Below are 16,858 nucleotides of genomic sequence, written 5' to 3' on the forward strand. Positions count from 1 at the left end.
AATGAATGAATATTTATTTTTTGCTATAGGAGCAATTAAGTAGATTTTCATATTATCTGAATCATAGAATTTTTGCTTGTTCCGTTTGGCTTAATAAACTCCTAGTCATACACTCCACTTGTATACATGAATGCACTTCGTCAGAAAGCAATATTTGGCCGACAGTTAGACTGTTATATGTATCACAACAACTATAGATTTACACATATCATAGATTTGTCGAGCTGCAACCATTGAATATGTTGCCAAACTTTAGAAGTGCTGTCATTTGGCTTCACCTCCTTCTGAAGGCAACGCCGTAACCAACATCCCGATTTGAATCTCTATTCCGATGATACCGTTAATGTACGATTCCCCACCAAAAAATTTCCATTTATTCACTCAGGATAGATAAATCAAAGTTATTTATTGATTCTTAAGAACTATAATGTGGTATAATATTCCTAATTCTACTACTGTTAGATGGATATCATTAATGAATTGATGAAAGCTAAACATTTTCTAAATTGTGAGGTGAATTCTCAGAGTAATAAGTTAGTTACTAAACATAGTGAGTACATAGAGTATGTTTTTGGGAGGCCGCTCTCAAAAATTAGCGGTAATTAAGTATGAATAGAACATACTGTGTAAGGCTTTTGTAGAACTTGAAGAATGAATTGATTTGAGGAGGAAATATGAAAAAGATTTTAAAGGTTCAAGGTATTCTATTGACTATTCTGTTGGTTATTGTAGTTCCTGGAAATGCATTGGCTTCAGGTTCTTCTTCTATTGCAACAAATGCTCAAACATATCTGGAGTACATGGGTGAACACCTTAAAGACAGTTCAGCCTCTCCTACAGATAATTCTATAGGAAATGGTAAAGTTCATGGACAGACTAAACGATGGATTAAGGACACGCTAAAAGAAATTGGCGTAGATTATCGAAATATTTATGAGCAGACTTTCAACACACAAACAGATACTACTGGCACTATTACAGGGACATACAGACAAAACATCTACTATAAAGGCTCCAATATTGAAGTCACACTGAAGGGGAAAGATCCTAGCAAACAAATCATTGTTGGTGCCCATTATGACGGATCAGGCTATTCCAATAACGCTTCAGGGGTAGCATTAATGCTCGCTCAAATCAAGGAGCTTGTGGATAAGGAATTTCCTAACGCAGTTAAATTGCCGTACACCGTAAAATTTGTTTTTTTTGACATTGAGCAATTCGATAAAGGATCACAGTACTATGTAAAGAAAATGACTGATGCGCAAAAGAAGAATACTCTTTTCATGCTCAATATCGACAATATAGCGCGTGGTGATTACCCCAATGTTTATGGAGGCATAACCGATCGAAATAATAACTCCGTTGTACAAACGGAAGCTTATAAATTAGCCGTTTCCAAAGCCTTAGAATTGGGCATTAATGTATTCGATACAGAGGCACTAGATGGCTATTACAATACACATGGCAAAGGTCCCGAAATTAGCAACAATACGATTTATACCAATCCATGGACAAGCTCAAACCCTTCTCCAAACAAAAAATATTATGAACTCTCTCCTTCTGCAAGAGAAATAGATGGCACCCATACGCTTTTTGCTAAAATAGGAATTCCTTACGCATACTTCGAAGCAACAAACTGGTTTTATGCAAGAGATGATGGTTCTCTGATTACAGCTGAAAACGATGGATTCATAAATGACAGGATGCATGATTTCTACATGGCAGGAGGGAAAGAGTTCGACACGATGAAAAATCTGGAATATTATTATCCAGGTCGTTCGTTGGCACATTACAATGTTTATGGTCCATTGTTGAACAAGATGCTGTTGGAGCCTGACATTAAAATACTCCGGCCAAGTCAATAAAAGCACTCAAAATCTAAAACAGTTACAGATGGCTGAGGTTCCGATTTGTTTGGAGCTTAGGTCACCTGTAACTGTTTTTGTTTGATCGTTTCTCGACACTAAGGTGTACATTTCCCCTCCCCCTCTTCTCAATTCTAACTTTGTCTTACACAAAAACTCTGCAAAAACTTGTAAATGAGGAATATCCAAGTCAAAAATGTAGTTAGTAAATGACTATAGATTACATATGTGTTACTGGTTGAAATATATAAAGCAGTTGAATAAGCTAGGCGATGTGATGAGGATTGGTCAAGTTAACAACACCTCTCATCTTGAGCAGATATGCTGTACGTAAATTTATTCTTACTGGGTAATCTCTAATGCGGCAGGCGAGTCATTTGATGAGGTTTAGATTTGCATCAAATAGGCAATGACACTTTATGCTTGTGCTATTGGGTAAAGAAAAAACCGCTCCTGAGTATGAGATCTGGCTTCTTATGGTTTAGTTCTTAGAGAGCAGACTTAAAGTCTTAGGAACCTTCAAATAACTTATCCTCAACGATTGGTGCTGGAATTTCTTTGATCTCAATTGGTTCTTCTAGAGCAAAGTCCTGGATCTTCCTCGGCATAGAATCCATATATTTGTACTCCTCAGTCTTGGTTGAACTACCAACAATGTTACCGTTTTTGTCTTTCTCATAAATCACTCGTTGTATAGGTAAACCAGTGTTCATATCAATAGTTACGATTTCTTTATGATAATCGTTTTCTGATACAGCCTGTAGTTTGTTACTGGTTTTAGCAGTCAAGGATTGTACGTCATTGGTCTTGAGGACTGTCCAGTCCTTGCTTTTCATTTCTTCTTTTGCACTTTCCAACAGGGAAAACTGAAGCAACTTTTCATTTTCAGCAGCAATATTCTCCGGCATAGTCCATGTATTACCAACCAACTTTCCTGATTCAAAATCGCGACCATATGAAGTGATTTTCTTTCCACGACCTTGAATAATTAGTTTGTTCTGAAGCTTGTTATCACGGTATTCTTCAGTAACTTCATTCAGGTTCTCACGGTCCCGGTAACGTACCGTGTAAGAACCGTCTTCGAATGTTTCTTTTATAAATTCCACTTGACTTTGAGTCGCCTTGTTTGCTGCACTTAGAACATCACTTTGAATACTAACTAAAGTTGTTTTGTTTATGTACATATAACCACTTGCGATTACAGCTACCAACAGGGTTGCCATTAGAGAAACTATTGTTTTTTTCCTCATAGGGTAAGCCCTCCTCTTTTTGCTATATACTCTTAACGCTTCATTCAGCTAGTAAGTTCCATGCACATTCACTAGTTCAATTTTGAACGAATGCGGAATTTAATTTTATGTTCGGTGTAAGACCATCTTTCTATAGCTTCATAGAATTAAGACTTTCATAAAAGTACTTGAAAACATAACTTTATAACAGTTTTCGTAAACTACCTTTATTTTTAGATGTTCTTCTAAACACTTAATAAAAATTTTGAGCCTTGTGTAGGAAATATAGGGTCTTTTTTAATTTTTTTTGGACTTATTACAAATATTACAAAATTGACATTTCCTTTTTGTGATATTATATGGTATATTATGTATGTTCTCTTATTTACATATATAAGATGAATAGTAAATAGAAAGGAGAATACTAAGATTTTACATATCTAATCCCAACTAAAAAGGAGACTTTAAAATGTTGAAAAAATTAATTGCTGTTTCATTAGTCGCTGCAATGGCACTTCCGGTAACTGGAGCTTTTGCATCGGATAATCCAACCGATAGAGTTAGACCTAATACCCAAAATGCTATTGACTCAACTATCACAGTCGCACCAGGACAAGACGAAATTTCCATTTTGTCTTATACATGGACAGTCAAAACTGTAGCAAATATTAGAAAAACTGCATCACCAACAGGAGAACATGTGCTCACTGTATATCCAGGCTATACATTACACGGTCAGCATGGTGGTGAAGTTATTGTTGTGAACGGACAAGAATGGGTCTACGTTTGGAACAATGCTGGTGTAGCCGGCTATATCTTGCTCTCAGCTCTTGAAGAGACTGGTTAATAATGAAAGATGTAAGACTTTATATAAGATAATTTCCCCATAACAAATGGCAATACTAAAAAAAGATCTTTTCGCGATGTAATTGAGCGATTGGATCTTTTTTTTGCAAAAATAATTGACCGCGCTTCTCTTATTTTTAATCTTGAATAGTAGCCGATCTCCCCTATGTTAAACCATCAGTCTGGGCAACCTTTTTGAGAAACCGATAGAGTATAGTTAGCTTTTCATCTTATTACTTGTTCAACTTTTGTTTGAACATCATGATTTTAGACATAGTCAGGAAGCTTATTTTTGCTTAACCTTCCTTAGAAAACAGAAAATGAAAAATCAACCTCACTTTATAGAGAAAAGACTCTCTCGTGAAGCACAGATTATATGTACTTAAAATGTATCTAGTCGGTTGGCGGACCGAGGTCCGCGAAAACAAAAAAATCGTTAATTTAGTGACTTATACTCATCAGTTTGCTTACTGCTCATCTTTAGATGGTAACCGCTTGAGGTGATTGATAAAATGTTGGTTTTATACACTCATTTGATTTTTCATTTATATTACTACCAATGATCCTTATTCGTATTTTTTAGTGATCAGTCAGTCTGTTTCAATACAATTTCCTTGTCATAATTTAAAGAAATGATTAGAAATATAGTTAATTTACTGAACTAGGTTCATGAACTCAATATAGAACAATATCAGATAGAAATCTGAATAGTTAAAAAAATTTAGGTCTTTGAGCCAAAACAAGAGCATTGAGTTGAACCAAATTTCAATTAAAGATTATCTAATCCCTGGGTGCACTTTATAATTGTTCCTCATGACTTTTTCCTTTTGGTCTACATAATATATTGAATAAACTTTAAATAATATATTGCGTTACGTTACGCAGTATGATATTATATAAATCAGGAAGTGATACTTTCTCTTTAAGCATTGTGAGAGTTTCTCCTAAAACTATTGAATGAGAGGATTGATTATTTATGGCAACAGTTAGCGGCATTTTTGAGAAAACAGGTGGGATTGGAATCCATCTCAGCGGTCTACAATATCCGTCCAAAGATTACAGTAGCTTCAAAACACAAATTACTTACCGTGGAGCAGTACGTTCTGTTCGAAACTGGTCTTATTATTCCACTGGAAACTCTGCTTACTTTTTGGACAACGGAAGCACTTCTTGGCACAATGATGATGGGAACCCAGTTACTGTTCAAGCTTGGGGAACTATTAATGGTACGGAATACTACATTGGCTCAGGTAATATAAGTTAAAAAATATCATTCATTTATTTCCGATTGATTATATTCACAATCTAGAAAGAAAGTATCCTTCCTACTTCCAGTGTACAATCTTTTTCAAAGCCTAGTCACGATATAGCAAGAAGGGGAACATAGTCAGTGAAAACTGCTATGTTCCCCTTCTTGCTATATAAAATTGTGTGCACGAACCGTTACTTATAATTAATGAACCGATATATTAATGGATTGCTTAGCACTTCCTCATATAATTAATGGATATATTTATAATATATATGAAACCAAGTTTGCATTGCGACCTTTATTTTCTCTAGGTACTTTATAGGGCTCTATAAGTGATTTTTCATCTTAGCCGTCTTGTCCATAAACATAGTGATAATATGAGTGGTATAATAAGGTAACTTACAAAATAGGATAGAACCTTAACTTATACGGATCATAGATTAGGGGATACGTGAATGAATAGAAAGCGAAAATAGCTACAGCTGTCATGGCTATCATGGGGTTTGCAGGAGCAGTAAGTGCCGGCTACTTTATGGAGTACTTACAAGGAAATTTAATTAATATGTATAAGACTAATGGCGTTATCTTAAAGAAGCCAGTTATGCTCGCCACCAGCTACAATTGAATTGGGCTTTGCAAATTAAGAGTTGAATACACTTGGAATGCAAAAGATCAGACGTTGTTATTGATGTTCATTCGACTCCTAACAAACAAAAATAGGATGTTCATTATATCCAACTAGCTTTGAACACAAAGGACTTTTTCAGTTTTGTTCCTTCTGCAAAAATCAGGATCAACATCATGAACGCTGCATGAATAAACAGTGTCCATGATGATACCACGTATATATTGAAACGGAACACGGCCCTCAACATGCTACAACTCACGAACTAAGGTAACTACATTTGGGAAGCAACTGGTCTGATGCTTGGAAAAAGATTGGTACAAACACCTATTTATCAAGTAGCTCTCAGTCTTAGTTTGAACTTAGTTCACTCTATTTCTAGTATCCTAATAGAAAGGAGAAAGCATATGAATAAAAAACGTAAGTCCTACTATGTAGAGTTCATCATTTTCAACTTATTATTTTTTGGTTTATTGGTAGGGATGTTGCTCACATTTAATAATCCATCTGATGTGGATTATATTATTTTAATACAGTTCTTTGCGCTACTGTTGTTTGGAGGGGGATTTTATTTAATCTCGTTTCTCTACGGCTTATATTTTCAAAACAAATTTAGTCTAAACTGTTTAAACATATGGATCTTGTCCGTCTTACACTTCTTAAGTGTGTGTTTTATATTTGTACCTTATTGGAAACCAACTCTGAACTTATCTGATTTAGATACACGATATTTACTTTTTCAGAGTGGATTTCAAGCCGTTAGTTTTCTAGCAGGATGCTTCTTGCACAAGTTTATTGTTTACCTAAAACAACAAAAGAGCAATTAAGCCTTTAACAGCTTAATTGCTCTTTCTCACTAGCTCAATTCACTGTAAATATACTTAGCGAAAGCGTTACAGCAGGCCACATTTACTTCATCAGAAGGGTTACCTCCCTTGAGCCGTAGTAACCCTGCTCTTTCCAGCACACCATTCATCTTGTCGTGTATCCCTTCTTTTAATGCCGTTAGACTCTCTCCATTATCGATGTCCTCCACATAAAAGGTATATCGACTCTGAACATGGGTTGAGTAGTATACACTTAGTGCATTCGACAATGCGTTAGCTTTATCTTCTGCCTCACCAATGAGTGTTGCAATCTTGATTGCATCTGCGTCGATACACATATCGGTGTAATTGAATGTTGAGCTTACGCTACCTACAATCGAGTCAGCAATATCCTGAACATTTTTCTGAGGGTCCGCTTCTAAGCCTCTCGTGGTATCCTTCATAGCGGTAGCTAAATCTCCACCCCATCCTGTCCAAAAATTCGGGATGAATGGTGATGTAATATAACATTCTGTTGTGGCAGCAAGATGGGCTAAATCAATCAATCCATTATAACCATCCGAGAGCTCGGAATCTTCAGAACTAATGAAAGGTAAAATATATTCATATAATTCATTATCGTTATTCTTAACATAGTTTACAAAAACATCATTAACAGCAATAAGTGTGGTAATTCCCCACTCTGTACCTCTGTATTTAACACTACGTAGAAAGTTTGTTATACCAAGCGCTGCTTGTTTATGGTTGTATGGAGGTAAATAGTTTCCGAATTCGTCTTTAGCAGATTCATAAAATGTTTTATAGTGTTGCTCCAACACTTTCAACTTCTCAATCATCGTCTGTATTGTAACTTTGCCTGCATTAGTTGGTTTAGAAGGTTTGTTGTATACTTCTTTACTTAATGATCTAACCGGAGGGTATTTTCCAGAGTAGGCGTCTTTATCAATAGCCCAATCGGGGGACATAGGAATCTCAGCAAACTGATCGTATGTCCAGTTCTTCGGCATTTTGAATCCCATGTTACCGCTGAATCCGGTAGACATGTCACTTACGAAACTGGTGACCGCATACCCAGCGTCATTAACTCGTGTACACACATGCCGAGTTCCGTAAACACCCACTAGATATGATTTATCAAAGTTTTCAGAGAGAGACTTAAAGTATGGTAATATAGAGGTCGCAATCTCTGCGCCCTGAGGATCCGTGTCCACGGCGAAGAAAATAACGTTACCTTCTGGAATTCTAAACTTTCTCGCCGCGCGAACAGCTTTCAATGCATCTTTCTTACCTTGTTCCCGAGTAAAGTAAGCTAGATTCGTACCGGAATCTTGGAAGATAGGAAAGAATGCTAGCCCTCCCTCAATTATTCGTTGAGGCTCGTTCTCTCTTAACACTTTAAATTCAGTACCATTAATATATCTTCCCACAATTTGATATCCTTGATTTTTTAATTGCGTAAGGCGAGAAGCTGTGATTTCAAACCGGGTATCACAAGCTGCGGCCTCCCTATCTGGATTACCTTTACTCAGCAGCAATGCCATCCACGTGTTGATATCTGCTGTACCCGTAACTGGCAAAAGCATATCACTTTGAAACTCTTTCAATGTTTCTACCAGTGTTTGATTCCATTCCGAAGACAATGCAATCGAATAGCCATTACAACACAAAGCATACTTAATCAGATCTGTTGCATCCGCTTCCTGCTGAGCCGTTAATTTATTGGTTGTGTCAGGAAGGATAGGACAGAGAGCTTTAGTCGATTCTCCAAAGTTTCCTGTTGCAGCCCCCGCACTCAATCCCTCAATCGCTTGAAGTACAATAATAAGAGCCTTATTCATCTCACGTCCATACAATCCATCACAAGGAGCCAAACCAATATAGTTCTCATATTTACGATTTAATCTCTGTTGAATGGATCTAATTTCACTTGTTCCGCCTTGCAGAAAGAGCGTTACGTATTGATTCATAGATAGGAGTGCAGCCATTACATTTACGGTAACGGTCGAATCAGGAGAAACAAAGCCTGCATCTGCTTTAAGGGATTTCACTGCAGAACCCGTACCTCCGAAGAAGTTCTTCGTGATGCCAGTAGCACCAGTGCTGTAGCCCTTGCACCATAAAGCACCTTGGATAATAGCGTAAATATTATCTTGCTGAGTTGATCCATCGGCTTGTTGCTTAACACCATTAGGAAATCTTTGGGTAAACTTTGCTTTAGAAGTTGGTCCAAAACTATCTGCTGTAGCCGTAATCCCTAATTCAATTTGTAGAGCGCGTGTTAGAGCATAGATAGTTGACCATCCTGTTAGCCCAGTTAAAGGTACAACATTAAATCTAGAATCATGTCCATACGTGTTATTCAAAAATTGCTGAGTTTTTAATATCATAGCATCCATTAATTGTACAACCCCTTTTCTTCATTTAGGTTCATATTCATAGTTCAGATTTTGTGTTAAAGCATCTATGAAATCTTGTTGGTTACGAAACTAAGAGTTCTACATTAACTCTCCACTCCTTCTCACAGATGGATCATTGATATCTACAAATTTAATACATTATATTGCGTAACAAAACGAAATATATAAAGCATGAAAATTTCATTTTTCCACTCCTTCTCTTATAGCTTCTCATTTACCCGCCGGGTTGCTATAAATAAATGATGAATTGAGAAGTAGTTTTACAAAGATGTGCTGTTCCCAAAAGCTCTGAGCTCATCCTTTAGGTAAGTCAGCGTATTTTGCTTGTGTGAGTGTTTTAGTTTTTTAAAAAAGGGAACAATAATGTAAACTCGTTTTACTAAATTTTGTGATATAATATAATCAATAGTAAAATAATATTTAAAAAGGAGTGAACATTATTGAACAAAAGTCTGATTCTATTTGGAGCGACAGGCTTTCTGCTCTTCGGAGGATTGTTTATGTCTATGCCTTCGAACGACGTTGAAAATCAAACAAACAGTTCAATTCGAACCGGTGTCTATGCTTCAGATGGCACTGAACTTGACCATATACCTTGGAAAGACCTACCTAACGTTTTTCATTCGCCAGGAAAAAGTGCAGAACAAACTCTTGCCCCTCGTTTAGACGTTTACTTACCAGATGGTAGTAAAGCAGAAAAAATCCCTTGGGAAAACTGATTTCGTCGAATAATTTTAAAGCATCAATATAAGGCAACAGTTAGTTGTTGCCCTATGTTGGTGCTATTTACCTTGTTTAATTAAGAAGACTAGATGTATCACATCATAATCTGTTAGATTTCTTGGGACTTAGTAAGAGCCAGAGGGAATCTAGCTCTTACTGAGTTTTACACATTAAGTGAGGTAAATAAAGCTAGATTTTGCTCTCGTCATCTCGTTAGCATTTTTATCGTACCAGATTACTAATACATAATAAGTACCACGAGGATCTGATGAAAGGATAGGAATCGGATTTACTAGTGTTGGTTTTCCTTTAAGCTCGACGACCCGATTAAGCACAATCGTTCTATTTGTAGAATCGTGAACCAGTGCTACAGTGGCATATTCGAATTTTTGAGGGTCAAACGGTACACCGTTTGCTGTTACTCTAACTTCTCTTGCATTTGCTCCATAATAAGTACTATCCGTATTTACGTATGCCATAATATATTCCTCCAAATTTTGAGATAGATATTTTTGGCATAAATATCAGGGATTTAAATTGAAACAAGTAAATCCCCCTTACTTGTTTCAACTTAATATATTTATGACCTGAATTTATTATACTATATAGCGTTACGTTACGCAATATATTATTCATAAAATAACTTATTTCATTTTAAGTATTTTAAAAGGCTCCTCCCCTTTCTTCCAATACCTTAATGATTTGATTAATTTTTTTTGATCCGCTTTAGGAAGCCTGAAACAGCCATATGTTGGATGAAGTGAATACCAAGAAAGAAACGAGTCAGTGGCAGGATTCCCCCGTGAATCAAAATATCGATACGACCGTTGTTTTCTACGATAAGAAAATTATCACTGACGGCTCGATTTAACCCCACACGCTTATGCGGTCCATAAGACGACTCAGCCCCCTAGTCGTTTGCGACTGTTTTAGCCACACCAATAGGGATGTCTATATTTTCTAACTTCAGTTCGTATGGTCTTTACCATTTTTCGAATTATTTGATCCACAGCCTAGAGCACCTTTAGGACCATTTTTTTATCTTTTAGATTCTTATTTGGCGACTATTTTTATTGTTTATACAAGTTCATCTATCCTTCTTAAGGATTAAAGTATCTTTCCGTATTGTAACTCGAGCTTTCGCTATCCCTTTGTTCATCTTTGTTTTCTGCGAATGATTAAATCAAAAAAACATTTCCACAATATGCTATTATATGGTATATTGTGTATGTATCTTATATGGAATATACAAGGATATAAGTAAAATGATAGTTTAACATTTATTATTTTCACAGAAATGTCTTGTTATATTCTATAAGATAACTTCAATCATGAATAAGGAGAGTTGTGAAGATGTTGAAAAAATTTATTGCTGTATCATTAGTGTCCGCAACAGCGCTTCTCCCTGCAACAGGTGCATTTGCATCAGAAGGAATAACTGATCGTGTCGTTCCTTCTAGCCCGGATGTTCAAATTACTGCACAACCTGGATCGGATGTTGTTACAATTATGTCGACAACATGGCAGGTTAATGCAGCTTCCAACTTCAGAAAAACCCCTTCTCCTACTGGCGAATATATCGGCTCTCTCTACGCTGGTGACTTGGTGAACGGTAATGAAACACGTGTTGTGAACGGTGTTACTTGGGTCAATGTATACAGTTACAAATTTCAACAATGGGGTTGGATCCAAGCTTCCTACTTGGTGGAATACGGTTGATTTATTCTAAATTCTAATTTATCAGTTGGATTTACATTAAGAACATTAAATAAATAGTTATAAAATTCTTTTCGGCACTCATTAAGATCTATAGCACCCCAAACACTTCAACGGGAGAGTTTGGGGTGTAAAGTTTTCCCCTCCCATTATCCCCTATCTATATACAATTTTCTTATCCACTAAACTCATGAAGTTCTCTTCTGTTAAACACCCCATAAATTGAATAATTTTGTATGAATCCCATTTCCTACGCAACTTTTATGTAGGTTGCAGCGTTCTTACTTAGTGAACAGAATGTTATAGTAAATTTTGGTTTTCCATAAATACTCTTTAATGCAACCACAAATAACTGATTAAATATGGTATTATTACATATGTTTTCAAAATTACAGTACGGATTCACAGGATAAATATGTATAATTGTAGAAAGATGTCACAATTGGTTAGTTAGTATGTTCAACTTATTAAACTAGCTTGCGGGTCGTAGGAGGTGATTGGTTTCCCCGTTAACTTGATACCTTTCAATTTCATAGCATCAGTCCAACTTTCTTTTGAATTGATTAGTTCGAGTAATAGATTATTTTCCTGTGATTCCTTTTCATAGATGAATATCGAAATTGTAAGCTTGTCATTCAGTTAGAAGTTAGTAATACGTAAATTAAAACCGAGGTGTAAAATGAAAAAATCTATATTCATGTTATTATTTAGTGCACTACTACTTTTTCTGATTCCCTTGCATACTCATGCAGCTACAAATCAAACCAAAATTATTTTAGATGGCCAGGAACTAACTTTACCTAATGATGTCGAAGTCGTTAATGTTCGAAACAATATCATGATTCCAATTCGAGTAGTCGCAGAGAATTTAAAATTCAATGTGAAATGGGACCAAAAAACACAAAATGTGAATATCCAACAAGGATCTAATGCAATTTCATTGACCGTTGGAAAAGAGCAGGCTGTAGTCCAAAACAACACCGTGGCGCTTAACATTTCTCCGCAAATGATCAAAAATACGGTTGTCGTTCCCATACGTTTTGTTAGTGAAGAGATGGGCCTGAAAGTTGGCTGGAATAACAAAGACAAGATTGTTACCTTAACCAGCAATACATCGCCCCCATCCCCACCCTCTAATGAGAATGGGAATGAAGCAGCCACTAACCTGATTCATGATATAAACTATGCCAATAATCAACTTGTCGTTTCATTAGACCGTGAAACTACTCCAGTCATTACAACATTAAAAAATCCTGAACGAATTATTTTGGATTTCCCATCTACCAACTTCGGTAATATGGGCCAAGTTCCCTCTGGAGGATCCATGGGAAGATTGGATACTAGCGACTTTCCAAGTGTTACTGAGGTGCGCTATTCTCTTTTCAAAAATGATCCTGCTCAAGTTCGAATCGTGATTGAATTAAATAATGTGAATTCGGTTAATTATACTCAACAAACCATCGCCGGCAAATTCATCCTTGATTTGAGTATCGTAAACGATACCACACCGTCAACCCCTATCAACAACGGAAAAAAGGTAGTCGTTATTGATCCGGGCCACGGAGGCAGTGATCCAGGTACAATAAGTTTCACCAAAAATCCTGAGAAGCATTTTGCCCTTGCTTTAGGTCTTAAAGTGCAGGCTCTATTAGAAAAGGAACCTGGCATAGAATTAATCATGACTCGAGAAACGGATATCTACCCTACACGTTCAGAACGCGTCAAACTTGCAAACGATCTTAAGGCAGATGTGTTTGTATCTATACACGGTAACAGTGTAACCGCTGCTCCCCTAGTATCGGGAACTGAAACGTATTATTACCAACGCGAAAGTAGTAAAGAACTAGCAAGCCTCATTCATAAAAATTTGATCAAGGCCTTGGGATTTAAAGATCGTGGCGTTAAGAACGGAAACTACCAGGTCATCCGAGAAACCACAATGCCTGCGGTTCTTTTAGAAGTCGGGTTCTTAAGTAACCAGGCTGAGGAAGAGGCCATGATGTCAGAAACCAATCAAAATAAAGCGGCGCAAGCTATTGTAGATGGAATAAAGGAATATCTGAATCTTTAGGGCAGCAAATAATTTAAGAGGATGTGCTTCTATGAAAAAAGGAATCTATCTGGCTATCGCAATTTGTGCCATAAGCATACTGGCGGTAGGTTGTGGTAGCAAACCTACTTCTTCTGGTCCAGTACAGGGTTCTGACCCTGCGAATACTACACCAGCACCAATAGTTAATCAGGGCGAGGTGGACGAGGAATCTCAAGAAATTGGTGTTTTTTACGCCGACGATCAATTATTAGAACTTGAACAACGTAAGAAGGAGATTTCATTCGAAGGTGAATCCGAAAGATACAGTAAAACGTACGAAGCCCTTCAAAGTAGCGATCAAACCGAACTGATTCCTTTATGGAAAAATATAGATTTGCTTTCGGCTACTTTTGATCAAGGAAAATTGACATTAGATGTGCATATTCCGGATGAAGCAAGATTAGGATCTGGAGGAGAAATTCTAGCTATTGATGCCTTGAAAGAAACATTTTTTCAGTTTGAAGAAATAAGTAGTATTGATCTGCTTGTTGACGGAGAAGCAACTGAAAGTTTAATGGGTCATGCGGAATTAGAACATCCACTAACCCGTGAATAACGCCCCCCATGAAAAAACAGCCGAATCTCTATAGAGAATCGGCTGTTTTGCTTCTTTCAAATCCCTTACTTACCAGATATTAATTCTCTCTTCGATAGAAATAATATGGATAAATGTAACTTTCAATAATTATAAACACATTATTTTTATCATTTCTCATATATTAATATGACTTCCAACTATATCATACTTTATGGGTTAAGTCTCAATTCATTCCATTATGTGTTCTTTCAATCGTTCTACTAAAAGTTAAGAATTTTTATAGATGTTACATAATATGCATTCATATCTCGCAAAAACCGTTCCTCACTTAAAACAGTTAAACACAAGTTAAGGTAACTAGTCTCGAGTATTTATAGTCCTCTTCCATAAATAGTAAAAAACACTTGATTTCTATGATCATCTCAATACTATATTCAATCTCATACCTTCGCGTTAATAGATAAATCTCAAGAACTCTCTACAACGTAGCCATTATTCTTTTAGATAAGAGAATATTTCGTAATTGGATTTATGATTTAATTTTGATCCAGCCGTATAGAAATTCTTTTATTTACTCAATCTTATGAAATCATGAATTTACTATTTACCTATATATTTCAATTAAATGTTATTCTTTAGTTTTAATATAGCTCTTTTACTTTAGTTGGTATATAATTACTTTAAAGGAGGATAGATGTATTGGTGCTTTTAATTTCAAATTGAAATTCAGGACTATAAACAATTTCGAGGAGGATAACAAAAAAAATGTATACAAAGAAATTATTAAAAGTTGTTAGTATATCTGCAATGTCATTGATGCTACTTATACCCTCTGTATCTTTTGCTAATCCTAATACTGATTTAAATCAAGGTACTGATGCATTACATAAGGTTCAACAAGCAGCAGAGGTTAGTGTTCAAAACAATCTCCAAAGTCAATCATTGGAGCTGAACATTTCTAAAGCGTCTATTCTCAATGAGGCGCCTGCTTTTTATGAATCCATTGAAGGTAAAACATATGAAGAACTGTCTATTTCAGAACAAGAAAAATTCGTTGAAATCTCTGCAGCAGCAACAGCTTATTATAACGAAATAAGCACTGCTGTAAATGGGAAGAACAATTCGGAAATATCTCCTATGTATTTTGAATCAGAACTTTCAAAAGCAATTGAAGCTACTATTTATGTTGGATTTCCAACGCTTTCTACTTCCGATATAGCTTCTTCCATCAAAAATGCTAACACTGCTAGAGATATTGGTGTTAGCTACGCAAAATTAAATGGATGGGGATCACAAACATGGGACAATCCTGCTGATGCGTATAGACATTTTGCTTGGAATTGGTTAAATACAAAAAGTATTAACGCAAATGACGCACGAGTATTTGGTGACTATCATGAACTTGCACTAGCGGCTGCTGACGAGGCAAATGCTCTCACTTCTTTAAACTATGCTGAGAAAATAGCATGGGGTGCTGGCAGGGCTTTGTCTCTGAAATCTTCAACTCAAGGAAGCCTTAGTACCTTCAATTCTGTGTTTAAGAATGATAGTATAATGGATATCTATAATAACTCACAGGGAAGAAAATACGCAGTGAACTACTCCCATACAACCGTATCAGATGCTTTTTACGCTGCATTCTTCACTAATAATGCTCTGATTGGTTATCCAACTCAAGTTACTTCTTCCGTAAGAAGTACTGCATTTAGTTACTGGCAGTGATTTCGTTTTTCAGATACAAATAAAAAGAACCACCGATACATTTAGATGTATCGGCGGTTCTTTTTACTTACTAACGCTAGTTACATTTTTCATCGACTTGTACATTTTCATTTGTAATAATGACATTGGAGTAGCCAGATAACGTTTCTGTATACGAACAGATCATCTTATTTGATGTTTTTCCACTTGAATCACTATACTTTAGATAAACCCCACCTTCTCCAGATATACTTAGATTAGGAGTGATTTTGACCACATCTCCACTTTTTATTTCTTTATCAAATCCATCTCTTGAGCCACTTTCTACAACTCCTCCATTTGGCCCAGTTATAAGTACTCCAGTTTCTACTGATGTAAGATCATAATCTGACTGATTATCTATTGTGACATTAAAGCTTCTAAACTGCTTTAGGAATTCAAAAACATTACTTTGCACTGTGGCTTTAATAACAAGGACAAGTCCAACAACAATGAGAATACTCAATACAAGAATCCATAAAGACCTCCTCTTTATCTTCATTCACTCACCTCCTTCAATCATATACGTAATATTTACCAAAAAAGTTTCTATGTACTAGTTATTATAAAAAAATATTTACTAAGTTTAAGCAGTAAATTATTTCATTAATCATTAAAGGGCTATGCTTTTTTAGAAAAACAGGAGATCACTCAACAATTCCTTAAATAAAAAACATACAAAAAACCACCACCGAATAATATCGGCATTGGTTCTTCGCTTGGCGGCGTCCTATTCTCCCAGGGCCCTGCGGTCCAAGTACCATCGGCGCTAGAGGGCTTAACGGTCGTGTACGTGTGGAACCCCTCCGCCATCGCCACCAAACGCATAGCTTAGCTTACATCTCAGAGTTTGTTCTCTGAAAACTAGATCCGAAACGAAACGTGCGATTTACAACTTGCATATTGGATAAGCCCTCGACCGATTAGTACTGGTCAGCTCCATGCATTGCTGCACTTCCACCCCCAGCCTATCTACCTCGTCGTCTTC

At 36.3% G+C, this 16,858-nt stretch carries 13 protein-coding genes and 2 rRNA genes; 9 read left to right on the forward strand and 6 right to left on the reverse strand.

The features are described 5' to 3' along the window. Window positions 1-674: 674 nt before the first annotated feature. On the forward strand, window positions 675-1,865 hold the full coding sequence (locus BLS14_RS30590; RefSeq protein WP_090955659.1) for a M28 family metallopeptidase: 1,191 nt from the start codon (window positions 675-677) through the stop codon (window positions 1,863-1,865). Between the two features lie 509 nt (window positions 1,866-2,374). Here BLS14_RS30590 and BLS14_RS30595 read toward each other — a convergent pair. Then, window positions 2,375-3,115, reverse strand: coding sequence for a hypothetical protein (locus BLS14_RS30595; RefSeq protein WP_090955661.1), 741 nt, complete (start codon window positions 3,113-3,115; stop codon window positions 2,375-2,377). Window positions 3,116-3,563: 448 nt separating this feature from the next. On the opposite strand from BLS14_RS30595, the gene BLS14_RS30600 reads away from it, so the two are divergent. Further along, window positions 3,564-3,941 carry a hypothetical protein gene (locus tag BLS14_RS30600; RefSeq protein WP_090955663.1) on the forward strand — a complete coding sequence of 126 codons (378 nt, stop codon included), beginning with the start codon at window positions 3,564-3,566 and terminating at the stop codon, window positions 3,939-3,941. Window positions 3,942-4,938: 997 nt separating this feature from the next. Beyond that, window positions 4,939-5,199, forward strand: a complete 261-nt coding sequence (locus BLS14_RS30605; protein WP_176854892.1) for a hypothetical protein — start codon at window positions 4,939-4,941, stop codon at window positions 5,197-5,199. A gap of 1,474 nt (window positions 5,200-6,673) precedes the next feature. Here BLS14_RS30605 and BLS14_RS30615 read toward each other — a convergent pair. Continuing rightward, window positions 6,674-9,040, reverse strand: coding sequence for a glycoside hydrolase domain-containing protein (locus BLS14_RS30615; RefSeq protein WP_090955669.1), 2,367 nt, complete (start codon window positions 9,038-9,040; stop codon window positions 6,674-6,676). A gap of 461 nt (window positions 9,041-9,501) precedes the next feature. On the opposite strand from BLS14_RS30615, the gene BLS14_RS30620 reads away from it, so the two are divergent. Then, complete coding sequence (locus BLS14_RS30620; protein WP_090955671.1) at window positions 9,502-9,780, forward strand: hypothetical protein; 279 nt, start codon at window positions 9,502-9,504, stop codon at window positions 9,778-9,780. 174 nt (window positions 9,781-9,954) lie between these two features. Here the strand turns inward: BLS14_RS30620 and BLS14_RS30625 are convergent, their stop codons facing one another. Beyond that, window positions 9,955-10,263: a hypothetical protein gene (locus BLS14_RS30625; RefSeq protein ID WP_090955673.1), complete on the reverse strand. Its 309-nt coding sequence runs from the start codon at window positions 10,261-10,263 to the stop codon at window positions 9,955-9,957. A gap of 269 nt (window positions 10,264-10,532) precedes the next feature. Between BLS14_RS30625 and BLS14_RS33435 the strand changes: the two genes are divergently transcribed. From BLS14_RS33435 to BLS14_RS30645, 5 genes are all read left to right on the forward strand, one after another. Next, complete coding sequence (locus BLS14_RS33435; protein WP_256336769.1) at window positions 10,533-10,655, forward strand: hypothetical protein; 123 nt, start codon at window positions 10,533-10,535, stop codon at window positions 10,653-10,655. Between the two features lie 482 nt (window positions 10,656-11,137). Beyond that, on the forward strand, window positions 11,138-11,503 hold the full coding sequence (locus BLS14_RS30630) for a hypothetical protein (RefSeq protein WP_090955675.1): 366 nt from the start codon (window positions 11,138-11,140) through the stop codon (window positions 11,501-11,503). Between the two features lie 676 nt (window positions 11,504-12,179). Next, window positions 12,180-13,571: an N-acetylmuramoyl-L-alanine amidase family protein gene (locus tag BLS14_RS30635; RefSeq protein ID WP_090955677.1), complete on the forward strand. Its 1,392-nt coding sequence runs from the start codon at window positions 12,180-12,182 to the stop codon at window positions 13,569-13,571. Between the two features lie 31 nt (window positions 13,572-13,602). After that, complete coding sequence (locus tag BLS14_RS30640) at window positions 13,603-14,148, forward strand: GerMN domain-containing protein (protein WP_090955679.1); 546 nt, start codon at window positions 13,603-13,605, stop codon at window positions 14,146-14,148. Window positions 14,149-14,895: 747 nt separating this feature from the next. Next, window positions 14,896-15,852, forward strand: coding sequence for a DUF6973 domain-containing protein (locus BLS14_RS30645; protein ID WP_090955682.1), 957 nt, complete (start codon window positions 14,896-14,898; stop codon window positions 15,850-15,852). A 76-nt stretch (window positions 15,853-15,928) separates the two neighbouring features. On the opposite strand, the gene BLS14_RS30650 is transcribed toward BLS14_RS30645, so the two are convergent. The 3 genes from BLS14_RS30650 to BLS14_RS30660 all read right to left on the reverse strand — a co-directional run. Next, the gene (locus BLS14_RS30650) at window positions 15,929-16,372 is read right to left on the reverse strand and encodes a hypothetical protein (RefSeq protein ID WP_090955684.1); all 444 of its coding nucleotides are present in this window, start codon (window positions 16,370-16,372) and stop codon (window positions 15,929-15,931) included. A gap of 215 nt (window positions 16,373-16,587) precedes the next feature. Next, window positions 16,588-16,693, reverse strand: a 5S ribosomal RNA gene (gene rrf, locus BLS14_RS30655). Window positions 16,694-16,773: 80 nt separating this feature from the next. Next, window positions 16,774-16,858 (reverse strand): 23S ribosomal RNA (locus BLS14_RS30660); the annotation flags it as partial.

The sequence above is a fragment of the Paenibacillus sp. OK060 genome (assembly GCF_900101205.1).
Lineage (GTDB): Bacteria > Bacillota > Bacilli > Paenibacillales > Paenibacillaceae > Paenibacillus > Paenibacillus marchantiae.

Bases quoted from the DNA above. Each gene is read 5' to 3' on its own strand.
- BLS14_RS30590 (WP_090955659.1), top strand. From the start codon at position 675: ATGAAAAAGATTTTAAAGGTTCAAGGTATTCTATTGACTATTCTGTTG.
- BLS14_RS30595 (WP_090955661.1), bottom strand. From the start codon at position 3,115: ATGAGGAAAAAAACAATAGTTTCTCTAATGGCAACCCTGTTGGTAGCT.
- BLS14_RS30600 (WP_090955663.1), top strand. From the start codon at position 3,564: ATGTTGAAAAAATTAATTGCTGTTTCATTAGTCGCTGCAATGGCACTT.
- BLS14_RS30615 (WP_090955669.1), bottom strand. From the start codon at position 9,040: ATGGATGCTATGATATTAAAAACTCAGCAATTTTTGAATAACACGTAT.
- BLS14_RS30625 (WP_090955673.1), bottom strand. From the start codon at position 10,263: ATGGCATACGTAAATACGGATAGTACTTATTATGGAGCAAATGCAAGA.
- BLS14_RS33435 (WP_256336769.1), top strand. From the start codon at position 10,533: ATGTTGGATGAAGTGAATACCAAGAAAGAAACGAGTCAGTGGCAGGAT.
- BLS14_RS30630 (WP_090955675.1), top strand. From the start codon at position 11,138: ATGTTGAAAAAATTTATTGCTGTATCATTAGTGTCCGCAACAGCGCTT.
- BLS14_RS30635 (WP_090955677.1), top strand. From the start codon at position 12,180: ATGAAAAAATCTATATTCATGTTATTATTTAGTGCACTACTACTTTTT.
- BLS14_RS30640 (WP_090955679.1), top strand. From the start codon at position 13,603: ATGAAAAAAGGAATCTATCTGGCTATCGCAATTTGTGCCATAAGCATA.
- BLS14_RS30645 (WP_090955682.1), top strand. From the start codon at position 14,896: ATGTATACAAAGAAATTATTAAAAGTTGTTAGTATATCTGCAATGTCA.
- BLS14_RS30650 (WP_090955684.1), bottom strand. From the start codon at position 16,372: ATGAAGATAAAGAGGAGGTCTTTATGGATTCTTGTATTGAGTATTCTC.